This is a genomic window from Actinoplanes sp. NPDC024001, assembly GCF_040638955.1.
Taxonomy (GTDB): domain Bacteria; phylum Actinomycetota; class Actinomycetes; order Mycobacteriales; family Micromonosporaceae; genus Actinoplanes.
Window position 1 is genome coordinate 21431 of the sequence record NZ_JBEZZB010000063.1, and the last position, 16535, is coordinate 37965.

A 16535-nucleotide genomic window follows, 5' to 3' on the forward strand; every position below is an offset into this window, starting at 1 on the left:
GGATATCAACGCGGATGGAGGCCAGTCAATCCCGCTCAGGCGTGGGGCCCGACGGTCACCGGGCCGAGGGTCAGCTCGGGGCGGCCTTCCAGGATGTCCCCGAGACGCTGCACCTGCTCGTCGAGTTCGGTGAGCTGCACCCGGGACAGCGTGCCAAGCGGCTCGACGGTCACCGCGATCCGCCGGCCGGAGCGGCGCTGGTGCCAGACGCCGGCCACCACACCGTCGACCAGCAGCACCGGATAGTTGCCCGCCTGCCCGCCGGCGAGTGCACGCCCAGCGGCCGCGCCGGGGAACAGCAGGTCGCGCGGGCGGCCGCCGACCGCGTAGCCGTCGAAGTACGGCAGCAGCCGCACACCCGTGGGCCGCTCCCCCGACGTGCCCGGATCGTCGGCGTTCTCCCAGGCGGGGATGCCTTCCACCTCGACCGGTCGCAGGGCGTCGCGCAGCGAGGCGAACACCGGCTCGGCCCAGCCACGGGGCGCGGACAGCCACTGGCCGAAGTTCTGTGCCGTCGCCGGACCGTACGCATGCAGGTAGTGATGGACCAGCCAGGGCAGGGCGACCTCGCCGGCGGCCGGGCGGAAGCCCGGCAGCCAGCGTTGCGGGCTGGTGTAGGTGACCTTGCGGCCGCGGCCGGAGCCGAAACACATCGCGCCGCGGACCATCACCACGTCCATCGCGGCGAACCAGCGTGGCCAGGTGGTCTGGAAGCCTTCCATGACCGGGTCCGCCGCCCAGCCACCGACCCGGTCGGCGAGCGCGGGGGTGAGCTCGTCGGCGGTCATCTCGGCGTCCTCGAGGATGGCGGCGATCGCGGGCACCATCTGGTCGATCTGGTCTGCGGTGAGCCCGAACCGGGTGACCGGGAGCGCGGACAGCGCCCCGGACCACATCGGCAGGTCAGCTGTGGGCAGGAGGTGGACCGTGCCGCGCACCCCTCGGGTTTTGATCAGGGTCTTCTGCTGGGCGACGGCGGCGCGGATGTCGGACCGGGTGGCCGCCGGCGTGCGCGTCGCGACGGAGATCTCCGCAGCCGACATCACCTGCGCGTGCGCGCCGCACATCGCGCGGGCGGCCTCGACCGGCCCGGCCCGCGGGTCCGGCGCGGCCAGCAGATGCCGGGCCAGGCGCCGGGCGCAGACCGCGCGCCACGACAACCGGACGGGCACGTCCACGCGGCCGAGCCTATCGGCCGGGTGCGACATCTTCCGGCGCGCGTAGGCTCGATCGGGTGAGCATCACCGCGCCTCCCGTGACCTTCGACAGCCGGTTCGCCCAGGAGCTGCCCGAACTCTCCGTCCCCTGGCAGGCCGAGGACTTCCCCGACCCCCGCCTGCTCACCCTGGACGAGACCCTCGCCACCGACCTGGGCCTCGACCCCACGTGGCTGCGGAGCGCGGACGGCGTACGCATGCTGGTCGGCAACCGCGTGCCGGCCGGCGCCCGGCCGGTGGCGCAGGCCTACGCCGGGCATCAGTTCGGGGGTTACTCGCCGCGCCTCGGTGACGGGCGGGCGTTGCTGCTCGGCGAGCTGACCGACAGCGCGGGCCGGCTGCGCGACGTGCATCTCAAGGGCTCCGGGCGCACGCCGTTCGCCCGCGGCGGGGACGGGCTGGCAGCGGTCGGGCCGATGCTGCGCGAGTTCGTGATCAGCCGGGCCATGCACGCGCTCGGCATCCCGACGACCCGGTCACTGGCCGTGGTGGCGACCGGCGGCACCGTCTATCGCGAGTCGCCGCTGCCGGGGGCGGTGCTGGTCCGCGTCGCGGCGAGTCACCTGCGGGTGGGCAGTTTCCAATTTGCGCGGGCGACCCGTGACCTCGGGTTGCTGCGGCGCCTCGCCGATCACGCCATCGCCCGGCATCACCCGGAGGCGGCCTCCTCGGAGCGGCCCTACCTGGCATTCTTCGAGGCGGTCGCGGCGGCCCAGGCGACGCTGATCGCCCGCTGGATGCTGGTCGGCTTCATCCACGGCGTGATGAACACCGACAACATGACGATCTCCGGGGAGACCATCGACTACGGTCCGTGTGCGTTCCTCGACGCCTTCGACCCGGCCACCGTCTACAGTTCGATCGATCATGCGGGGCGGTATTCGTACCGAAATCAGCCGATCATCGCGGAGTGGAATCTGGCGCGGCTGGCGGAATCGTTGCTGCCGCTGATCGCCGAGGACGAGGAGCAGGCGGTCGCCCTCGCGACCGAGGCTCTCGGGCGGTTCCGCCCGCGCTACCAGCAGGCCTGGGTCTCTGGGATGACCACGAAGCTGGGTCTGTCCGGTGAGGCGGACGCCGGGCCGCTGATCGACGATCTGGTTGCCGCGATGCAGGCCGATCAGGTCGATCACACTGCCTTCTTCCGTACGCTGGCAGCCGCCCACCGGGCCGAGGCCCCCGCGCCGATGCCGGACGAGTGGATGGCGCGGTGGCGTTCTCTCGGTCCTGATCCGGACGCGATGGACCGGGTCAACCCCGTCTACATCCCGCGCAACCACCTGGTCGAGGAGGCCCTGGCCGCGGCCACCGCCGGCGACCTGGAGCCGGTGAACCGCCTGGTCGAGGTGGTCAGCGCCCCGTTCACCGTGCGGGACGGCTGGGAGCGCTATGCCGAGCCGGCGCCACGCGAGTTCTGCGACGGCTTCCAGACCTTCTGCGGAACGTGAGGGCGGCACGCAAATGCGTGCAACGCGCAGACTCCGGCATCCGCTGTGCCAGAACATCATCTTTCTCGTGAGGAGTTAATCACCGCCCGATCCCACCGCCACGGGGTCGCGCGCTTCGGTCTAGATCCATAAGCTCCCGGAACCCTCGTCCCTCGAGTGTTCATGGGAGGAACCCTTTGATGCAGCGACCGCCGTCCGGCGATTACTGACCGCCCTCGCCGTCACCGCGGCCGCGCTCACCCTGCCCGCTCCGGCTCGCGCCGCCGACCCCGCCGTCGATTTCGTGCTTTCCGGCGCGACCGTCGGGTCGGCGGCGAGACCCGGGTCTTGCCGGCGCTGAAGGCCGAGAGCGAGGTGCGTCTCACCGGCGCCACGATGACCTTCGAACTGTCCGGGGCCGACGGCGTGAGCCTCGCCGTGGTCGAGGGCATCGGGAACTGCACGAGCGACTCGCCGGCGAAGCTCACCTGCAAGGCCGACGCGGTGATCACGGTCGGTCCGAACGGGTTGATCGGCCGCTTCCGCGCCGCCGTGAAGGCCGCCGCCGACGCCGAGGTCGGCACGGTCGGCGAGATCAAGGCGACGCTGAGGGCCGAGGGCCGCTCCCCCGTCGTCCACACCGCGAAGGTGGAGGTCGCCGAGACCGTCAACCTGGCGGCCGGCAAGCCGGGTTCGGTCAGTGTCGCCCCGGGCGCCGACTTCACGGCGCCACTGGAGGTCCGCAACACCGGGCCGACCACGATCAAGGGTGCCGCGGTCAACATCTTCGGTGACGACGCGATGCTGGCGACCGTCCGGCACGCCAACTGCCGCTACCGCTCGGACGGCCGGCCGTTCGGCTGCGTGTTCGACCAGGAGCTGAAGCCGGGCGTCACCTACCGGGTGGGGCTGGGCCTGCGGCTCGCCGCCGATGCCTACGCGCCGAGCGAGATTCTCACCGACTACCGCTGGCTGACCAGGGACGACTACGACGACGAGGCCCAGCGCTGGGACGACCTCGGGCACCCGCTGCCCGGCGAGTTCGGCACCGGCCCGCGGTTGCGCCTGGAGGAGGTCGCCACCACCGCCGCCAAGGCGAAGCAGACCGATCCCGACGACTCCGACGACCAGCAGTCGATCACCGTCACGGTGACCGGCAAGCAGGGCTTCGACCTGGCCGCGATCGGCGCGAAGGCCACCGGCAAGGCGGGCGCCGAGGTCGACGTCACGGTCTCCGTCCAGAACAAGGGCCCGGCTACCCGCTACGACAGCCACCTCCGGGTGCCCGGGATCGTCGGCGTCGTGACGCTCCCGCCCGGCACCGAGGTGGTCAAGAAGGAGCGGTCCTGTGTCCCGGCCGGCGACACGTACCGGTGCCAGGCCGCGGGCCTGCTGCGTGCGGGCGAGATGACCCGCTGGACCTTCACGCTGAAGATCACGAAGGTGGTGCCGGACGCGACCGGCAGCATCGAGGCCAACCCCACGGTGCCGGACGGCTACGACGACGCCAACAACAGCGCGCCGATCGTCCTCAACGCGGCGAGCGGCGAGGACACGGACGACGAGGCAGGCGGTGAAGCCGGCGGCGACGAGGCCGGCGGAGCCGGTGACAACGGCGAGGACGGCGGCACTCTGCCGATCACCGGCCCGGGTGGGGCCGTGCTGGGCGTCGCGGGTGCGGCTCTGGTAGCGGCCGGCCTGCTCGGCTTCGCGGCGGCCCGCCGCCGGCGGACCCGCTTCGAAGCCTGACGTCGCGGGGCCGGCTTCCAGGGACAGCAGCCCTGGAAGCCGGCCCCGCGATCAGGCCCGCATGACCGTGGCGATCGGAATCCCGGCAGCCCGCAGCGCCGGAATGAACCCGCCGAGCACCCCGGCGATGATCCCCGCGATGATCCCGGCGACCCCCGCCTCCCACGGGAACTGCACGTCCCGCAGCAGCGGCTCGCTGGACCCGAGCAGCATCGACAGCACCTTCAACCCGGCGACGCCCGCGCCGATCGCGGCCCCGGCGGTCAGCAGACCGGTCAGCAGCGTCTCGGCGAGCACGATCCCCGCCAGCAGCATCCGCGGCGTGCCCACCGCCCGGCGCAGCGCGAACTCCTCCACGCGCTCGCCCACGGTCGCCAGCCCGACGTTGAGGATCCCGGCCACGCCGATCAGCAGCACCAGCCCGGCCATCGACAGGAAGACCAGTCGCATCAGCTTGAGCTGGTCCTCCATCTGCTTGCGGGACTCGATCAGGTTGGCGTACGACTCGATGCCCGCCGCCCGCAGCTTGGTGGTGAGGATCTGCTCGACCGGCCCGCCCTGGCCGGTGAGGACCTGGATCGGCATGCCCATGTTCGGATCGGACAGCTTGCCGGCCGGCACCCAGTTGGTCAGCTCGTCCTGCCGCACATAGGCCCGGGGCTGCACGTCCCCGTCGTCGATGACGCCGACGATCTGCGGGGTCATGTTCGCCGTGGCGCCCCGGACCCGCATCTCCGCCGGGACCTGGTGACTCTCGAAGCCCTTCGCCGCCTCCTTGTTGATCACCAACCGGGGCGACAGGGACGGCACCGTGCTGAAGTCCAGCCAGTTCCCGCTGACGTGCCGCAGCGGCCGGAACTTCAGCAGATCCCCGGTGACCGCGGTGAGCGCCACCTCGATCGCCTCGCCGGTCGGCGGCCCCGGCACACAGTTGCCGGCGTCGTCGCAGACCTCGGTGCTGCCCCAGCCGGTCTGGTCGAACGGCGAGCCGCCCGGGTTGATCGGGCTGACGCCCGGCTCCCCGATGATCGCCTGCAGGCTGATCACGGCGAGCGCGTCGGTCCGCCCGTCCAGCGTCTCGGTGACGATCTGCGGCGATTTCTCGTGCGGCATCACGTCGATCATCAGGGTGCCGTCGTACCCCGAGCGCAGCTCAAGGTCGGACATCAGCGCGCGTTCCGCGATGCTGGCGCCCGCCTGGACCACCACCACCGCGAGCACGCCCAGGAAGAGGCTGACCATGGAGAGCAGCGTGCGCAGCTTGCGCGCCCGGATGCCCTGGATGCCGATGATCAGCGCGGACCGGTAGCTTCCGGACAGCCGCCTCATGCCGGCACCCGCTCGGTCAGCACCCCGTCGACCAGGTTCATGGTGCGGCCCATCCGGGCGGCGTGGTCACGGTCGTGGGTGACCAGGACCAGGCTGCAGCCCCGGGTGGTCGCCGACAGCAGCGCGTCGATCACCGCGGTGCCGGTCTCGGTGTCGAGGGCGCCGGTCGGCTCGTCCGCGAGCAGCACCCGCGGGTCCCGGACCAGCGCCCGGGCGATCGCCACCCGCTGCTGCTCACCGCCGGACATCCGGGCCGGCCGGTTCTTCGCCAGGTGGGCGATGCCGACCTGGTCGAGCGCCTCCAGCACACGGGTGCGGCGCTGCCGGCGGGGCAGCCAGCCCTGGCCGTTGACCAGCGCCATCGCCACGTTCTGCGCCGCGGTCAGGTGCTTGAGCAGGAAGAACCGCTGGAACACGAACCCGAAGTGGGAGCTGCGCAGCTTGGCCGCCTTGCGCTCGGGCAGCCGGCTGATGTCTTGCCCGGCCAGCACGTAGCTGCCCTGGTCGGGCCGGTCGAACAGGCCCAGGATGCTGAGCAGCGTGCTCTTGCCGGAGCCGGAGCGGCCGACGATCGCCACGCTCTGGCCGGGGTCCACGGTGAGGTCGACGCCGTCCAGGATCGTCCGGGGCTCCTCCTGCCCCTTGAGGATCTTGGTGACGCCGGTGAGCTGGATCAGTGGCCCGGTCATCCGCCCATCCCCGGCTGTCCGCCCTCGGCCGGGTCGGCCGCCGGCAAGTTCGGGCCGGGCACGGCGATGCTCTCGTCCCCGGTCAGGCCCTTCTTGATCTGGACGACCTTGCCGTCGGTGAGCCCGAGGGTGACGTCCACGGTCTTGCGGGTGCCGTCCGGGCCGACGATGTCGACCTTGCCCTTGCCCTGGCTGCCGGCGACCGCCTCGACCGGCAGCACCAGCACGTCGTCCGCCTTCTCGGTGACGACGTCCAGGGTGACCGCGGCGCCGTTGATCAGCTTGACGCTCTTCGGGGCGGTGCAGACCAGCTGCATGCCGGTCGCCTCGGACCCCTCGCTGCCGGCCTCCTGCTCCGGCTCCGGCTGCGGCTTCGGCGCGGCCGGCGCGCCGGACGGGCCGGTGGTCGGGCTGGGCGGCGGGGGCGGTTCCGGGATGGTCCCGGCCGGCAGCGCGGCGATGGTGCCGCGCGCCTTGCACTTGAACGGCCCCGGCCCGTTCTTGATCTGCGCCTGCACCGACGTGACCGCGCCGGAGATCCGGTACGCCTGCGCGCTGTCGATGTCGGCCACGATCGCGTACCCGGCGTGGCGGGCGGACACGATCGGCATGCCCTCGGTGACCACGGACCGGTCGTTCATCAGCCGGCCCGCCATGGTCGAGTTCTTCGGGATGGTCACCTCGTTCGGGTGCCCGTCCGACCACACGGTGGCCACCCACAGCGGCTCGGACGCCGGCGTCGTGGACGGCTGCCGCTGCACGTAGCGCACCTCGCCGTCGACCGGCGACACGACCCCGAACACCGGATTGATCTGGACCTTGCCGTTGAGGCTGATCTTGTTGCTCAGGTCCTGTTTCTCCGGTTTCACGGTGGTCAGTACCGTGCCGCGCTCGCCGAGCTCCGGGGTGGTGGTCTTCTCCTCACCGTCCCCGCATCCGGCCAGCAGGGCCACCGCTGAGATCACCGCCCCGGTCCGGGCCAGCCTGCGTCGATTCACGGTTACCTCTCCCCCGAACACGTCACGAAACCACCCGAACACTGAGAGATGATCTCGAATGCCCGGTGTGGCGGAGGAGACGGTACAGGTTCGACGCAACCTGGCCTAGTCGGCCGTCACTCTCTTCTCCGGCCGCCGCCGGCGGTCCCGGATCCAGATGACGGCCGGCTTGCCGTCACCGGAGTCGCGGCGTTCGATGTCGAACAGCCCGATGGCCGTGACCAGGCCGCCGAGCTTGGGATATCCGTAGCTGCGCGGGTCGAAGTCGGACCGCTGCTTGGTGATGATGTGCCCGACCGCGGCGAGCGGCGCCCACCCGTCGTCACCGGAGGCCGCCTCCACGGCCGCCCGGATCAGGTTCATCAGGCTGGTGTCCCCGCGCAGCTGGGTGGGGCTGAGCACCGGGCTCTCCACCGGCGCCACCTCCACCGGCTCGGCCAGGTTCTCGGTGTAGATGAACTTGTCGCACGCCGCCACGAACGGCTTGGGCGTCTTGCGCTCCCCGAACCCGTAGACGGTCAGCCCCGACTCGCGGATCCGCGACGCCAGCCGGGTGAAGTCGCTGTCGCTGGAGACGATGCAGAACCCGTCGAACCGCCCGCTGTACAGCAGATCCATCGCGTCGATGATCATCGCGGAGTCGGTGGCGTTCTTGCCCACCGTGTAGGAGAACTGCTGGATCGGCTGGATCGACTGCGCCAGCAGCTGCTCCTTCCAGCTGCGCAGGCTGGTCCCGGTCCAGTCCCCGTAGGCCCGCTTGACGTGCGCCGTCCCGTACTTCGCGACCTCGGCGAGCAACCCGTCCACGATCGCCGCCTGGGCGTTGTCCGCATCGATCAGGACGGCGAGCTTCGCCGATGTCTCGTTGGCCATCGGCCCATTATCAAGGCCACCCCGCAGGTCGCTCGCGCTGGGAGCCCACTCACTCCACCTTCCCGGTACGGGCCACCCCGCCCGCCTACCGAGCGGAAGCCACGAGGCCTTCCACTGGGAGCTGCGCCGGGTGGGCCGCGACGTCGCCTGGGCTCTGGACCTGACCGTCCAGCCCGCCACCGGCGCCGGCGACGCCATCGGCGCGATGCTGCACCAGCTGACCGAGCGGGTGCGCCGGCAGGGGCTGATCCAGGTCACGACCGAGCGGTTCGCCTGACTCTCCGCACCTCGGCGAGCAGCTGTTTCGCGCCGGGTTCCAGCAGGCCCACATCGACGGCGTAGGACGGGAACCCGGCGCGCCGCCGCGCCCTCTGCACGCGCAGCGCTTCGCCGGTGACCTCGACGGCGGCCGGGTCGGTGGGTGTGATCACGAGCCGGGTGAACGGGCCGGCGTAGCGCAGCTCGACCGTCTGCACGGCCGCCCAGGGCAGGAACATCGCCGCGTGGCCGGTCGGCGCGAACTCGAGTCCGGCCTCGGCGACCCGCACCCAGCCGAGCGGGCGCAGGAAGAACGTGACGCCCGACCCGACCGCCAGGGCGGAGATGGTCACCTCGACGAGCGCCTCGGCCGGCCGGAAGGTGCCGATCAGCGCCGCGGCGACCACCCGGCTGAGGAACAGCAGCGCCCACAGCGACGGGACGATGGCCAGCCACAGCCGCCACCGGCGCACCCTGAAGATCACAGGCGACAGCCTACGGGTCGAGCAGCGACTTGATCCCGTACCGGTCGCGCAGGCCCGGCAGCGGGTCGGCCTGCGGCCGCCGCTGCCACCGCCAGATCCGGCCGGGGCGGGCCGGCGAGTTCGGCCCCGGCACGTCGTACGGTTCGCCGCGCGGGTAGACGACCAGTTCCCGCGCCCACGACGAGGTGTCCTGCCAGCCCATCCGGTCGATCTGCGCCCACGCGTACGAGCGGCGCAGCCCGCCCCGGCCCCGGATGAGCAGCCCCTCGTCGTCAGCGAGGACCGCGTTGCCCCGGCGGGCGACCGCGACGAGCAGCCCGATCGCCAGGAGCGCGGCGCCGTACCAGGGCACGGAGCCGATCGTGACCGAGACGGCGACCAGCACCGCCGCGGCTCCGATCGGGATCAGCACCGCCGGCCACACTTTCGACTCGCCGAGCACGTGCACCTCACCGGCCGGCTGAACGGACTCCCCCATGGACGCTGTCCATCCCCCGCGAGCCGCCCCGCCAACCGTCCGTGCCGCCTGACCGTGCGGGAGGCCGCAACAGCGACTACCCGACGGCTGCTTCAAGTCCGCCGCCGGACAAACGTGCGGCCATCCGGCGACGACGGCGAACAACGGCTCGATGCGAATCATCGACAACCACAGCCACCGGCAGGTCGGCCAGGGTCTCCAGCACCCACCGGGTACGGGTCCGGCCGCCTCCGACGCGTGATGAAGGCGGCCAGTCCGCGACGTGCAATCCGGCCTGACCGTAGGCGTCCCCGTCAGCGGATGTCATGGCCTGACCGCCTTCATTCCAGCGACCCTCAACCTCGACCTCAGGTCGAGTCTCAACCTCTACTTGAGGTTGAGAAGTAGAGCACGGTGCCGCCGTGCCAGGAGTCGTCGTCCGGGTCCTCGGTGCGCCGGATGGTCACCCGCGAGCAGGAGATCAACCCCACCCGGCCGGGGCTCTCCAGGACCAGGCGCAGCTGCGGGATCGGCAGCTCGGCCAGTTCCTCGAAGCCGGGCTCCCCGTCCCCCGCGTAGCGGAGGACGAGGTCCGGATAGCTCCGGCGCAGGCGCATCAACTCGACGGCCTCGCACAGGATGCTGATCCCGTCCTCCGCGCGGCTTCGCAGCAGCAACTGGGAGTGGCCGATGCCGTAGCGCCACACCTTGAAGTAGCGGCCGCTCCGCCACGGGAGGACGAGGTCGTCATTTCGCTGCGAATGGGTTGTCAACCGTTCGCCCGTTCCGATACCACTTGACCCGCGTCCAGGACGCCGGGTTCTGACTCAGCAGGTACATCTCCCACCGGGTGAAACCCCGGCCCGACGGATCCGTGTAGTCGACGTTCTTGCCGGAGGCCGCGTACGCGATCGGGTCGTCGATGCCGTCCAGGTTGACGTGGATGTTCGTCTTGCCGTCGGCGACGAAGCCCTTGAGATGGTCGTACCACGGCTTCGAGTCTCCCCACTCCTTGTACGTCGTGGCGTCGCGCTCCATCGCGAAGATGTCCAGGGCGCTGTCGTCGCCGTCGACATCCTGCTTGCCGAGAGCGATGTCCCCGCAGTTGTGGACGAGCACCGCACTGGTTCCGGCGAGCACATAGTACGTGTGCGCACCACTGACCGTGAGGTTGTAAACCGTGGCCTTCGCGGCCCGCTCGGCCGACGCGGCCACCGTGACCACGGCGCCGGAGTCGTCCCGCAGCTTCTCGCCATCACGCAGCTCTGCGGCCGCGACCCAGCCGCGATCCAGGCTGTAGAACTTGTGCCCAGCCGTGGCCGTGACATCCGGCGGACCGCCGCCTCCGGCGCCCGCTCCCGCGAACTCCAGGTCGACCAGGTGCTTGTCACCGCTGCCGGCCACCGACGCGACCACCTGCTGCGGCTCGGTCCGCCCGGAGGCCGGGTCGGTCGCCTTGACCGTGTCACCCGGCTCCAGCTTCTCGATCGCCTTGGTGCTGCCGTCGGCCAACAGCACCGGGGTGCCCGCCGCGAACGAGTTGGACTGCAGCCGCGCCTTGTTGCCCTTGGCGTACTTGCAGCTCTCCCCGGTCGTGGTGGTCTTCTTCGGCGACCGTTTGGCGTTGTCGGCCGCCTTCTGCGAGGTGGCTTTCGCCTTCCCGCCGGCGTCCTTGGCACCCTCGGCCGCCTTCGCCGCCTCGTCCGCGTACTTCTTGCTGTCGGCGGCCTCGTCGGTGGTCTGGGTCGCCTTCTTGATGTAGCGCGGGATGTTGGCGAGCGCGTTCTTCGCCGATTTCAGCCGGCTGTAGGCGTCGATCAGCCGCCGGCCGACCCCGATCGCCTTGATCGCGACCTTGGCGGCCTTGAACATCTTGCCCCACGGCACGGCCTGCAGCGCGGTGGAGATGCAGGCGACGATGTCGCCCTCGGTGATGCAGGCTTTCGCGTCGTTGAAGCCGACCAGGTCGAGGATCAGATTGACGATCTCGTCGCCGATCTGCTTCACGAAGCCCTCGGCCTCGTCGACGATCTTCTTGGCGTTGAGCCAGTCCGGGTTGTCGGTCTCCTGCTCGCCCTCACCACCGGCCGACGTGTTCGCGTCGGTGGTCGAGGAGCAGGCGTCCGGGTTGTTGGCGCACGCCACCGAGCGGTAGTAGTTGGCGTACGCGTCGGACATCCCGTTGCCGTCCGGGTCCTCGCCGGACGGGTCGGTCAGCACGGTCGGCCGGGCGTTGGTGTACGAGTACGTCGACACCGCCTGGTCGGTGGCCGGCTGCACGACCGGGTCCTTCGAGGCGAACCGCCCGGTGCCCGGGTCGTAGCTGCGGGCGCCCATCGCGTACCGATCGCCCTGGCTGACGTCCTGGTAGGTGCCGGCGTAGCGCATCGGGTTCTCCGGCGCGCCGTCGGCGGCCGAGCTGTCCCGGGTGACGCCGAAGGCGTCGTAGTCGTAGCTGGCCTCCGGCGCGCCGGCCGGCGACACCATCCCGGCCACGCCGCCGAGCCAGTCCCGCAGGTAGGAGTGCGCGGTCAGGCCGTCAGCACCGGGCACCAGCAGGGCCAGGGGCTGACCGGACGGGTCGTAGAGGTAGTCGCGGGAGACGGCGCCCCGCTCCTGGGCGAGCAGCGGGCGCGGCCCGTTGACGTCCCAGCTCCACGTCTGCTTGTCGGTCCCGGACACCGCGGCGATCCGGTTGCCGGTGGCGTCGTACGTGTAGTCGGTCTTGCGCCCGTTGACCGTCGCCGACGTCATGGTGTGGTCGAGGGCGTAGGTGAACCGGTCCGAGCCGGCCTCGGTCTGGTTGCCCTCCAGGTCGTAGGCGAACGCGCGGCTGCTCGTCCGGGTTCCGGTGACGCTCTCCCGGGTGAGCTGGTCCGCGCCGTCGTACGTGTAGGTGGTCGTGGTGTTCTCGCCCGGCGCCACCCGCTTCATCGTGGTCCGGTTGCCGACCAGGTCGTACGTGTAGTCGGTGCGCTCGGCGGTCGCCCCGGCGCAGGTCTGCGCGCCGAAGCACTCCGCGGTGAGCCGGTTCGCCTTGTCGTACGTGTACGCCGTCGCCTCGGTGATCGTCGGCTGCCCCGGCTCGCCGGTGGTCTCCACGATCCGGGTCGGGTTGCCGACCTTGTCCAGCGTGAGGTCGAAGGCGGACAGCGTGGTGTCGCCCTTGGTCGCCGCGATCCGGGTCATCCGGCCGGCCCGGTCGTACTCCCGGCTCTCGGTGATGCCGGTGGACTCCGGGTAGGTGATGCCGGTCAGCCGGTCCGCGACGTCGTAGGAGAAGCCGTACTCCGCGCTGGCCCCACCGCGCGAGGCGGTGAGCGTACGGACCCGGTCGCCGTCGTCGTAGGTGGCGCCGATCTTCGTGCCGTCCGGGTAGGCCCGCTCGGTGATCCGGTCCGTGCTGTCGTACTTGTAGCCGAACGTCTCCGCACCCCGGGTGAACGCGGTGAGGCGGTCCGTCGTGTCATACGTGTAGGACTGCGTCCCCGCCGGGTCCGCCGCGCTGACCAGCCGGTTCTTCGCGTCGTAGCCGAAGGTGTGCGTCACCCCGCCGGCGCCGAGCTGCTTGCTGATCAGCCGGCCGATGTTGTCGTAGCCGTAGAAGATGGTCCGGGCCGGGCGGTTCGGGTCGGGGCGGCCCTCCTCCACGATCCGGGCGGTGACCTCCTCGACCAGGTTGGAGTCGGCGTCGTAGACGTACTCGCGGCGGCGGCCGATCGGGTCGGTGGTGACCGTGGTCCGGCCGGCCCGGTCGTACTCGGTGGAGGCGGTCCGGCCCAGCGGGTCGGTCCGCTTGATCACCCGGCCGTTGGCGTCGTAGCCGTAGACCAGCGACTGCCCGCCGGGCGCGTCCGCGCCGGTCACGCTCGCCAGCCGGTCGGCCGCGTCGTACGTGAACCGGGTGGTGTTGCCCAGGGGGTCCACCTGTGACGTGGTGCGGTTCAGCGCGTCGTGGGTGACCTTGGTGACGTCGCCGAGCGGGTCGGTCACCGTCGACGGGTTGCCGGCCTGGTCGTAGGCGTAGCGGGTGGTGTAGTCACCCGGGTCGGCGCCGGCCACGTTGCCCCGCGGCTCGGTGACCGCCACGACGCGGCCGTCGTCGTCGTACGCGGTGGTGACGACCCCGCCGGTGGGCGTGGTCTGGCGGACCGGGTTGCCGGCCTCGTCGTACTCGATGCCGGCCGCACCGGCGCCCGGGCCCTCGCTGCCGGTCCGCCGGTTCGCCGAGTCGTAGCTGCTGGTCAGCGTCTCGCCACGCTCGTTGGTCATCTCGACGACGTTGCCGTTGTTGTCGTAGCTGACCGTGGTGCCCTGCTTGAACTGGTCACTCTGCCCGGTCGGGCGGTCCAGGGCGTCGAACGCGGTGTCCACCTCGACCCGCTGCCCGCCCGAGCCGTAGGGCCGGTCGGTGCGGATCAGGTTGCCGTTGTAGTCGTAGTGGAAGGTCGCGGTGAACAGGGCGGCCTTCGACGGGTCGGCGTTGCCGCGCGGCGACGTCTCGGTCGCCACCCGGCCGTTACGGTCGTAGGTCCAGCTGGTGGTGTTGTTCTCGCCGTCGGTGATCGACGCGCGCCGTCCGGCCGCGGTGTACTTCGTCGTGGTGACGTTGCCGACCGGGTCCTTCACCTCGACCAGGCGGCTGGCCCGGTCGTAGGTGTAGCGGCTGGAGTTGCTCAGCGGGTCGGTGCGCACGACCGTGTTGCCCAGCTCGTCGTACGTGGTGCGGGTCGGCTGGGCCTTGCCCGGCTGCCACACCTCGGTGACGCGGCCCTGCTGGTCGTGGACGTAGCGGGTGCGGTAGGCGTCCCGGTTGCCGCCTTCGACGGTGCCGCGCGGGTCGACCAGTGAGGCGAGCCGGCCGGTGACGTCGTAGGTCATCTCGGTGCGGCGGCCGGTCGGCGCGATCTCGGCGGTGCGGTTGCCGTTCGTGTCGTACTCGTAGCGGGTGACCTTGCCGCGCGGGTCGGTCCGGGTGAGGAGCTGGCCCTTGGTGTCGTAGGTGTAGCGGTAGCCGGTCTCCTGCTTCGGGTCCCGCTGCGAGACCATCTCGTTGAACTCGTTGTACTCGTACTTCCAGGTGTTGCCGCGCCCGTCCTTGAACGCCGTCAGGTTGGTGCGGGCGTCGAACGTGCTGTTCTCGGTGAAGGCGAACGGCTCCGGCGCGGTCCGCGCGACCGGGTTGCCGTTCTCGTCGAAGCGGGTCTCCTCCTGGTTGCCCCGCGGGTCGACGACCAGCGACTTGTTCAGCCGTCCGGTGTAGCGGTGGTTGACCGTGTCGTTGCCGCCATTGCGGCTGTAGAGCAGGACGTTGTTCTTGTAGCCGTCGGTCACCACCACGCCGTCCGGGTCGGTGGTGCGGGCGATCTGCTCACCGGCGTCCCACGTGAAGGTGGTCTTGCCGCCCTCCGGGTCGAGCTGCTCGGCGACCCGGCCGTTCGCGTCGTAGACGTTGCGGATCAGCTTGCCGCCGCGCGCGTCGGTGATCTCCGCGAGCCGCCCGGCAGTGTCGTAGCCGTAGCTGGTCACGTAGTTGCGCGGGTCCTGCGTCTTCAGCAGGCGCCCGTCCTGGTAGTCGAACTGGGCGGACCGGCCGTCCGGCAGCGTGATCTTGGTGATCAGCCGCAGGTCGGCGCGGGACTCGAAGCGGACCACCCGGCCGCTCGCGTCGGTCACCGTGCTGAGCAGGCCACCGCTGGTGTAGCCGAGGGTGACGCCGTGGCCGCGGGCGTTCTTGATCGACAGCAGCCGGCCGGCGGCGTCGAACCGCAGCACCCGGCGGTCCGGCGGGACCAGCTGCCAGCCGCCGTCGACCTTGGTGAGCTGGGCGCGGATGCCGGCGGGGCGCTCGTAGGAGCCGTCACCGTTGGCGGTGTAGACAGCCTCGGAGCCGTCCTCCGCGCGTACCCGGACCGCGCCGTTGTCGGCGGCGGCGACCCGGATGTCGTAGGACGAGCTCCAGCCCGCGCCGAACATGCCGGTCGCGGTGTTGCCCGACGAGTAGTAGCGGGCGTGGTTGAACGGGATGCCGTAGGACGGCATCGTGAAGTCGCGCTCCACCCGCAGGTAGGCGCCGGTCGCCGTGTTGACCGTGGCGCCGCGCAGCGCCTGAGCGACCACTGTCGGGCCGAGCACCGTGGCGCAGCCGCAGCCGACCGCCTGTCCGGCCGGCAGCGCCGGCACGTCCTCGGTCGTGCGCGGCTTGGCGGCCGCGCTCGGCGCGCTGGTCAGCTCGGTGCCGTCGGCCGCGATCTCGGTGACCGTGACGGTGTAGGTCCGCGCCGGGTCGAGCACCCAGCCGTCGGCCGCGCCGAAGCTGCGGCACAGCAGCGCCGGGCTGTAGCAGCGGCTCAGGTCCTTCTGCGCCAGCTCCTTCGAGCGCTGCTCGGCGCCGGTCGCGGTGTCGGTGACGGTCGCGAACCAGCGGCCCCACGAGGTCGGGTCACCCTCGTTGACCTCGGCGTCCCAGTAGACGACCAGCGAGGTGTCGCCGAGCAGGAAGCCGGGCCGGGCGATCGGCCGGCCGGGCAACGCGGCCTCCTGCGCGGAGACCACCTTGGCCGCGGCGATCGCTTCGCTCTTGCGCCGCGCCTTCTCCGCGGCGTCCGGCACGCTCGGCTTCCCCTCGGCCTGCAGCGCCGGGGGTACGGGCGGAGCGGCCTGCCCGTCGGGTAGGCCATGGTTCGGGGTTGCCGTGGATGGCAACGGGCTGTTGACCGGCCCCGCGCCGGGCTTGGCCACCGGAGCGGCGGCGGCCGGCGACAGCGGCTGGACGACGAGATAGGCGGTCATTAACAGGGCGACGAAAAGCTGACAGAGCAGCCTTGATCGACTCGACAGGCGCACCGATAACACTCCCCCGTGTCTGGGCGTTGCAGTCCGGCGCCGACCCTTCCGCATCGACGATCGTCGACGCATCCCCTGAAAGCACTATTGACTTTTGTCTATGGGAGCGCTCCCGGTGCAGTTCAGGAGGCCGCGGGGGTGCGCTGACGAACCAGCGGCGGCAGTGATGTGTCGTGGATCACCTAAAGTCCGGCGGGGCTTCCGTCA

The 16535-nt window shown here is 71.2% G+C and carries 12 protein-coding genes; 3 read left to right on the forward strand and 9 right to left on the reverse strand.

The window, feature by feature from the left end:
- Positions 1-35: 35 nt before the first annotated feature.
- The gene (locus tag AB0F81_RS24335; protein WP_360200777.1) at positions 36-1178 is read right to left on the reverse strand and encodes a winged helix DNA-binding domain-containing protein; all 1143 of its coding nucleotides are present in this window, start codon (positions 1176-1178) and stop codon (positions 36-38) included.
- Between the two features lie 56 nt (positions 1179-1234).
- Here AB0F81_RS24335 and AB0F81_RS24340 point away from each other — a divergent pair, with 56 nt between their 5' ends.
- The gene (locus AB0F81_RS24340; protein WP_360200778.1) at positions 1235-2665 is read left to right on the forward strand and encodes a protein adenylyltransferase SelO; all 1431 of its coding nucleotides are present in this window, start codon (positions 1235-1237) and stop codon (positions 2663-2665) included.
- Between the two features lie 327 nt (positions 2666-2992).
- Positions 2993-4393, forward strand: a complete 1401-nt coding sequence (locus tag AB0F81_RS24345; protein WP_360200779.1) for a hypothetical protein — start codon at positions 2993-2995, stop codon at positions 4391-4393.
- 51 nt (positions 4394-4444) lie between these two features.
- On the opposite strand, the gene AB0F81_RS24350 is transcribed toward AB0F81_RS24345, so the two are convergent.
- From AB0F81_RS24350 to AB0F81_RS24365, 4 genes are all read right to left on the reverse strand, one after another.
- Positions 4445-5722, reverse strand: a complete 1278-nt coding sequence (locus AB0F81_RS24350) for an ABC transporter permease (RefSeq protein ID WP_360200780.1) — start codon at positions 5720-5722, stop codon at positions 4445-4447.
- Entirely contained in the window at positions 5719-6411 is a 693-nt protein-coding gene (locus AB0F81_RS24355) for an ABC transporter ATP-binding protein (protein WP_360200781.1), read from the reverse strand. The genes AB0F81_RS24350 and AB0F81_RS24355 overlap by 4 nt, the downstream gene beginning before the upstream one ends.
- Positions 6408-7409 carry an efflux RND transporter periplasmic adaptor subunit gene (locus AB0F81_RS24360; RefSeq protein WP_360200782.1) on the reverse strand — a complete coding sequence of 334 codons (1002 nt, stop codon included), beginning with the start codon at positions 7407-7409 and terminating at the stop codon, positions 6408-6410. Before AB0F81_RS24360 ends, AB0F81_RS24355 begins: the two co-directional genes overlap by 4 nt.
- A 105-nt stretch (positions 7410-7514) precedes the next feature.
- On the reverse strand, positions 7515-8282 hold the full coding sequence (locus AB0F81_RS24365; protein ID WP_360200783.1) for an NYN domain-containing protein: 768 nt from the start codon (positions 8280-8282) through the stop codon (positions 7515-7517).
- 130 nt (positions 8283-8412) lie between these two features.
- Between AB0F81_RS24365 and AB0F81_RS24370 the strand changes: the two genes are divergently transcribed.
- The gene (locus tag AB0F81_RS24370; protein ID WP_360200784.1) at positions 8413-8559 is read left to right on the forward strand and encodes a hypothetical protein; all 147 of its coding nucleotides are present in this window, start codon (positions 8413-8415) and stop codon (positions 8557-8559) included.
- On the opposite strand, the gene AB0F81_RS24375 is transcribed toward AB0F81_RS24370, so the two are convergent.
- From AB0F81_RS24375 to AB0F81_RS24390, 4 genes are all read right to left on the reverse strand, one after another.
- On the reverse strand, positions 8537-9025 hold the full coding sequence (locus AB0F81_RS24375) for a hypothetical protein (RefSeq protein ID WP_360200785.1): 489 nt from the start codon (positions 9023-9025) through the stop codon (positions 8537-8539). The two genes, AB0F81_RS24370 and AB0F81_RS24375, sit on opposite strands and share 23 nt — an antisense overlap.
- Positions 9026-9035: 10 nt before the next feature.
- The gene (locus AB0F81_RS24380) at positions 9036-9503 is read right to left on the reverse strand and encodes a hypothetical protein (RefSeq protein WP_360200786.1); all 468 of its coding nucleotides are present in this window, start codon (positions 9501-9503) and stop codon (positions 9036-9038) included.
- A 359-nt stretch (positions 9504-9862) separates the two neighbouring features.
- Positions 9863-10255 (reverse strand): hypothetical protein, encoded by a 393-nt coding sequence (locus AB0F81_RS24385; protein WP_360200787.1) that lies wholly within the window; start codon positions 10253-10255, stop codon positions 9863-9865.
- Positions 10230-16274, reverse strand: coding sequence for a polymorphic toxin-type HINT domain-containing protein (locus tag AB0F81_RS24390; RefSeq protein WP_360200788.1), 6045 nt, complete (start codon positions 16272-16274; stop codon positions 10230-10232). The genes AB0F81_RS24385 and AB0F81_RS24390 overlap by 26 nt, the downstream gene beginning before the upstream one ends.
- Positions 16275-16535 lie beyond the last annotated feature (261 nt).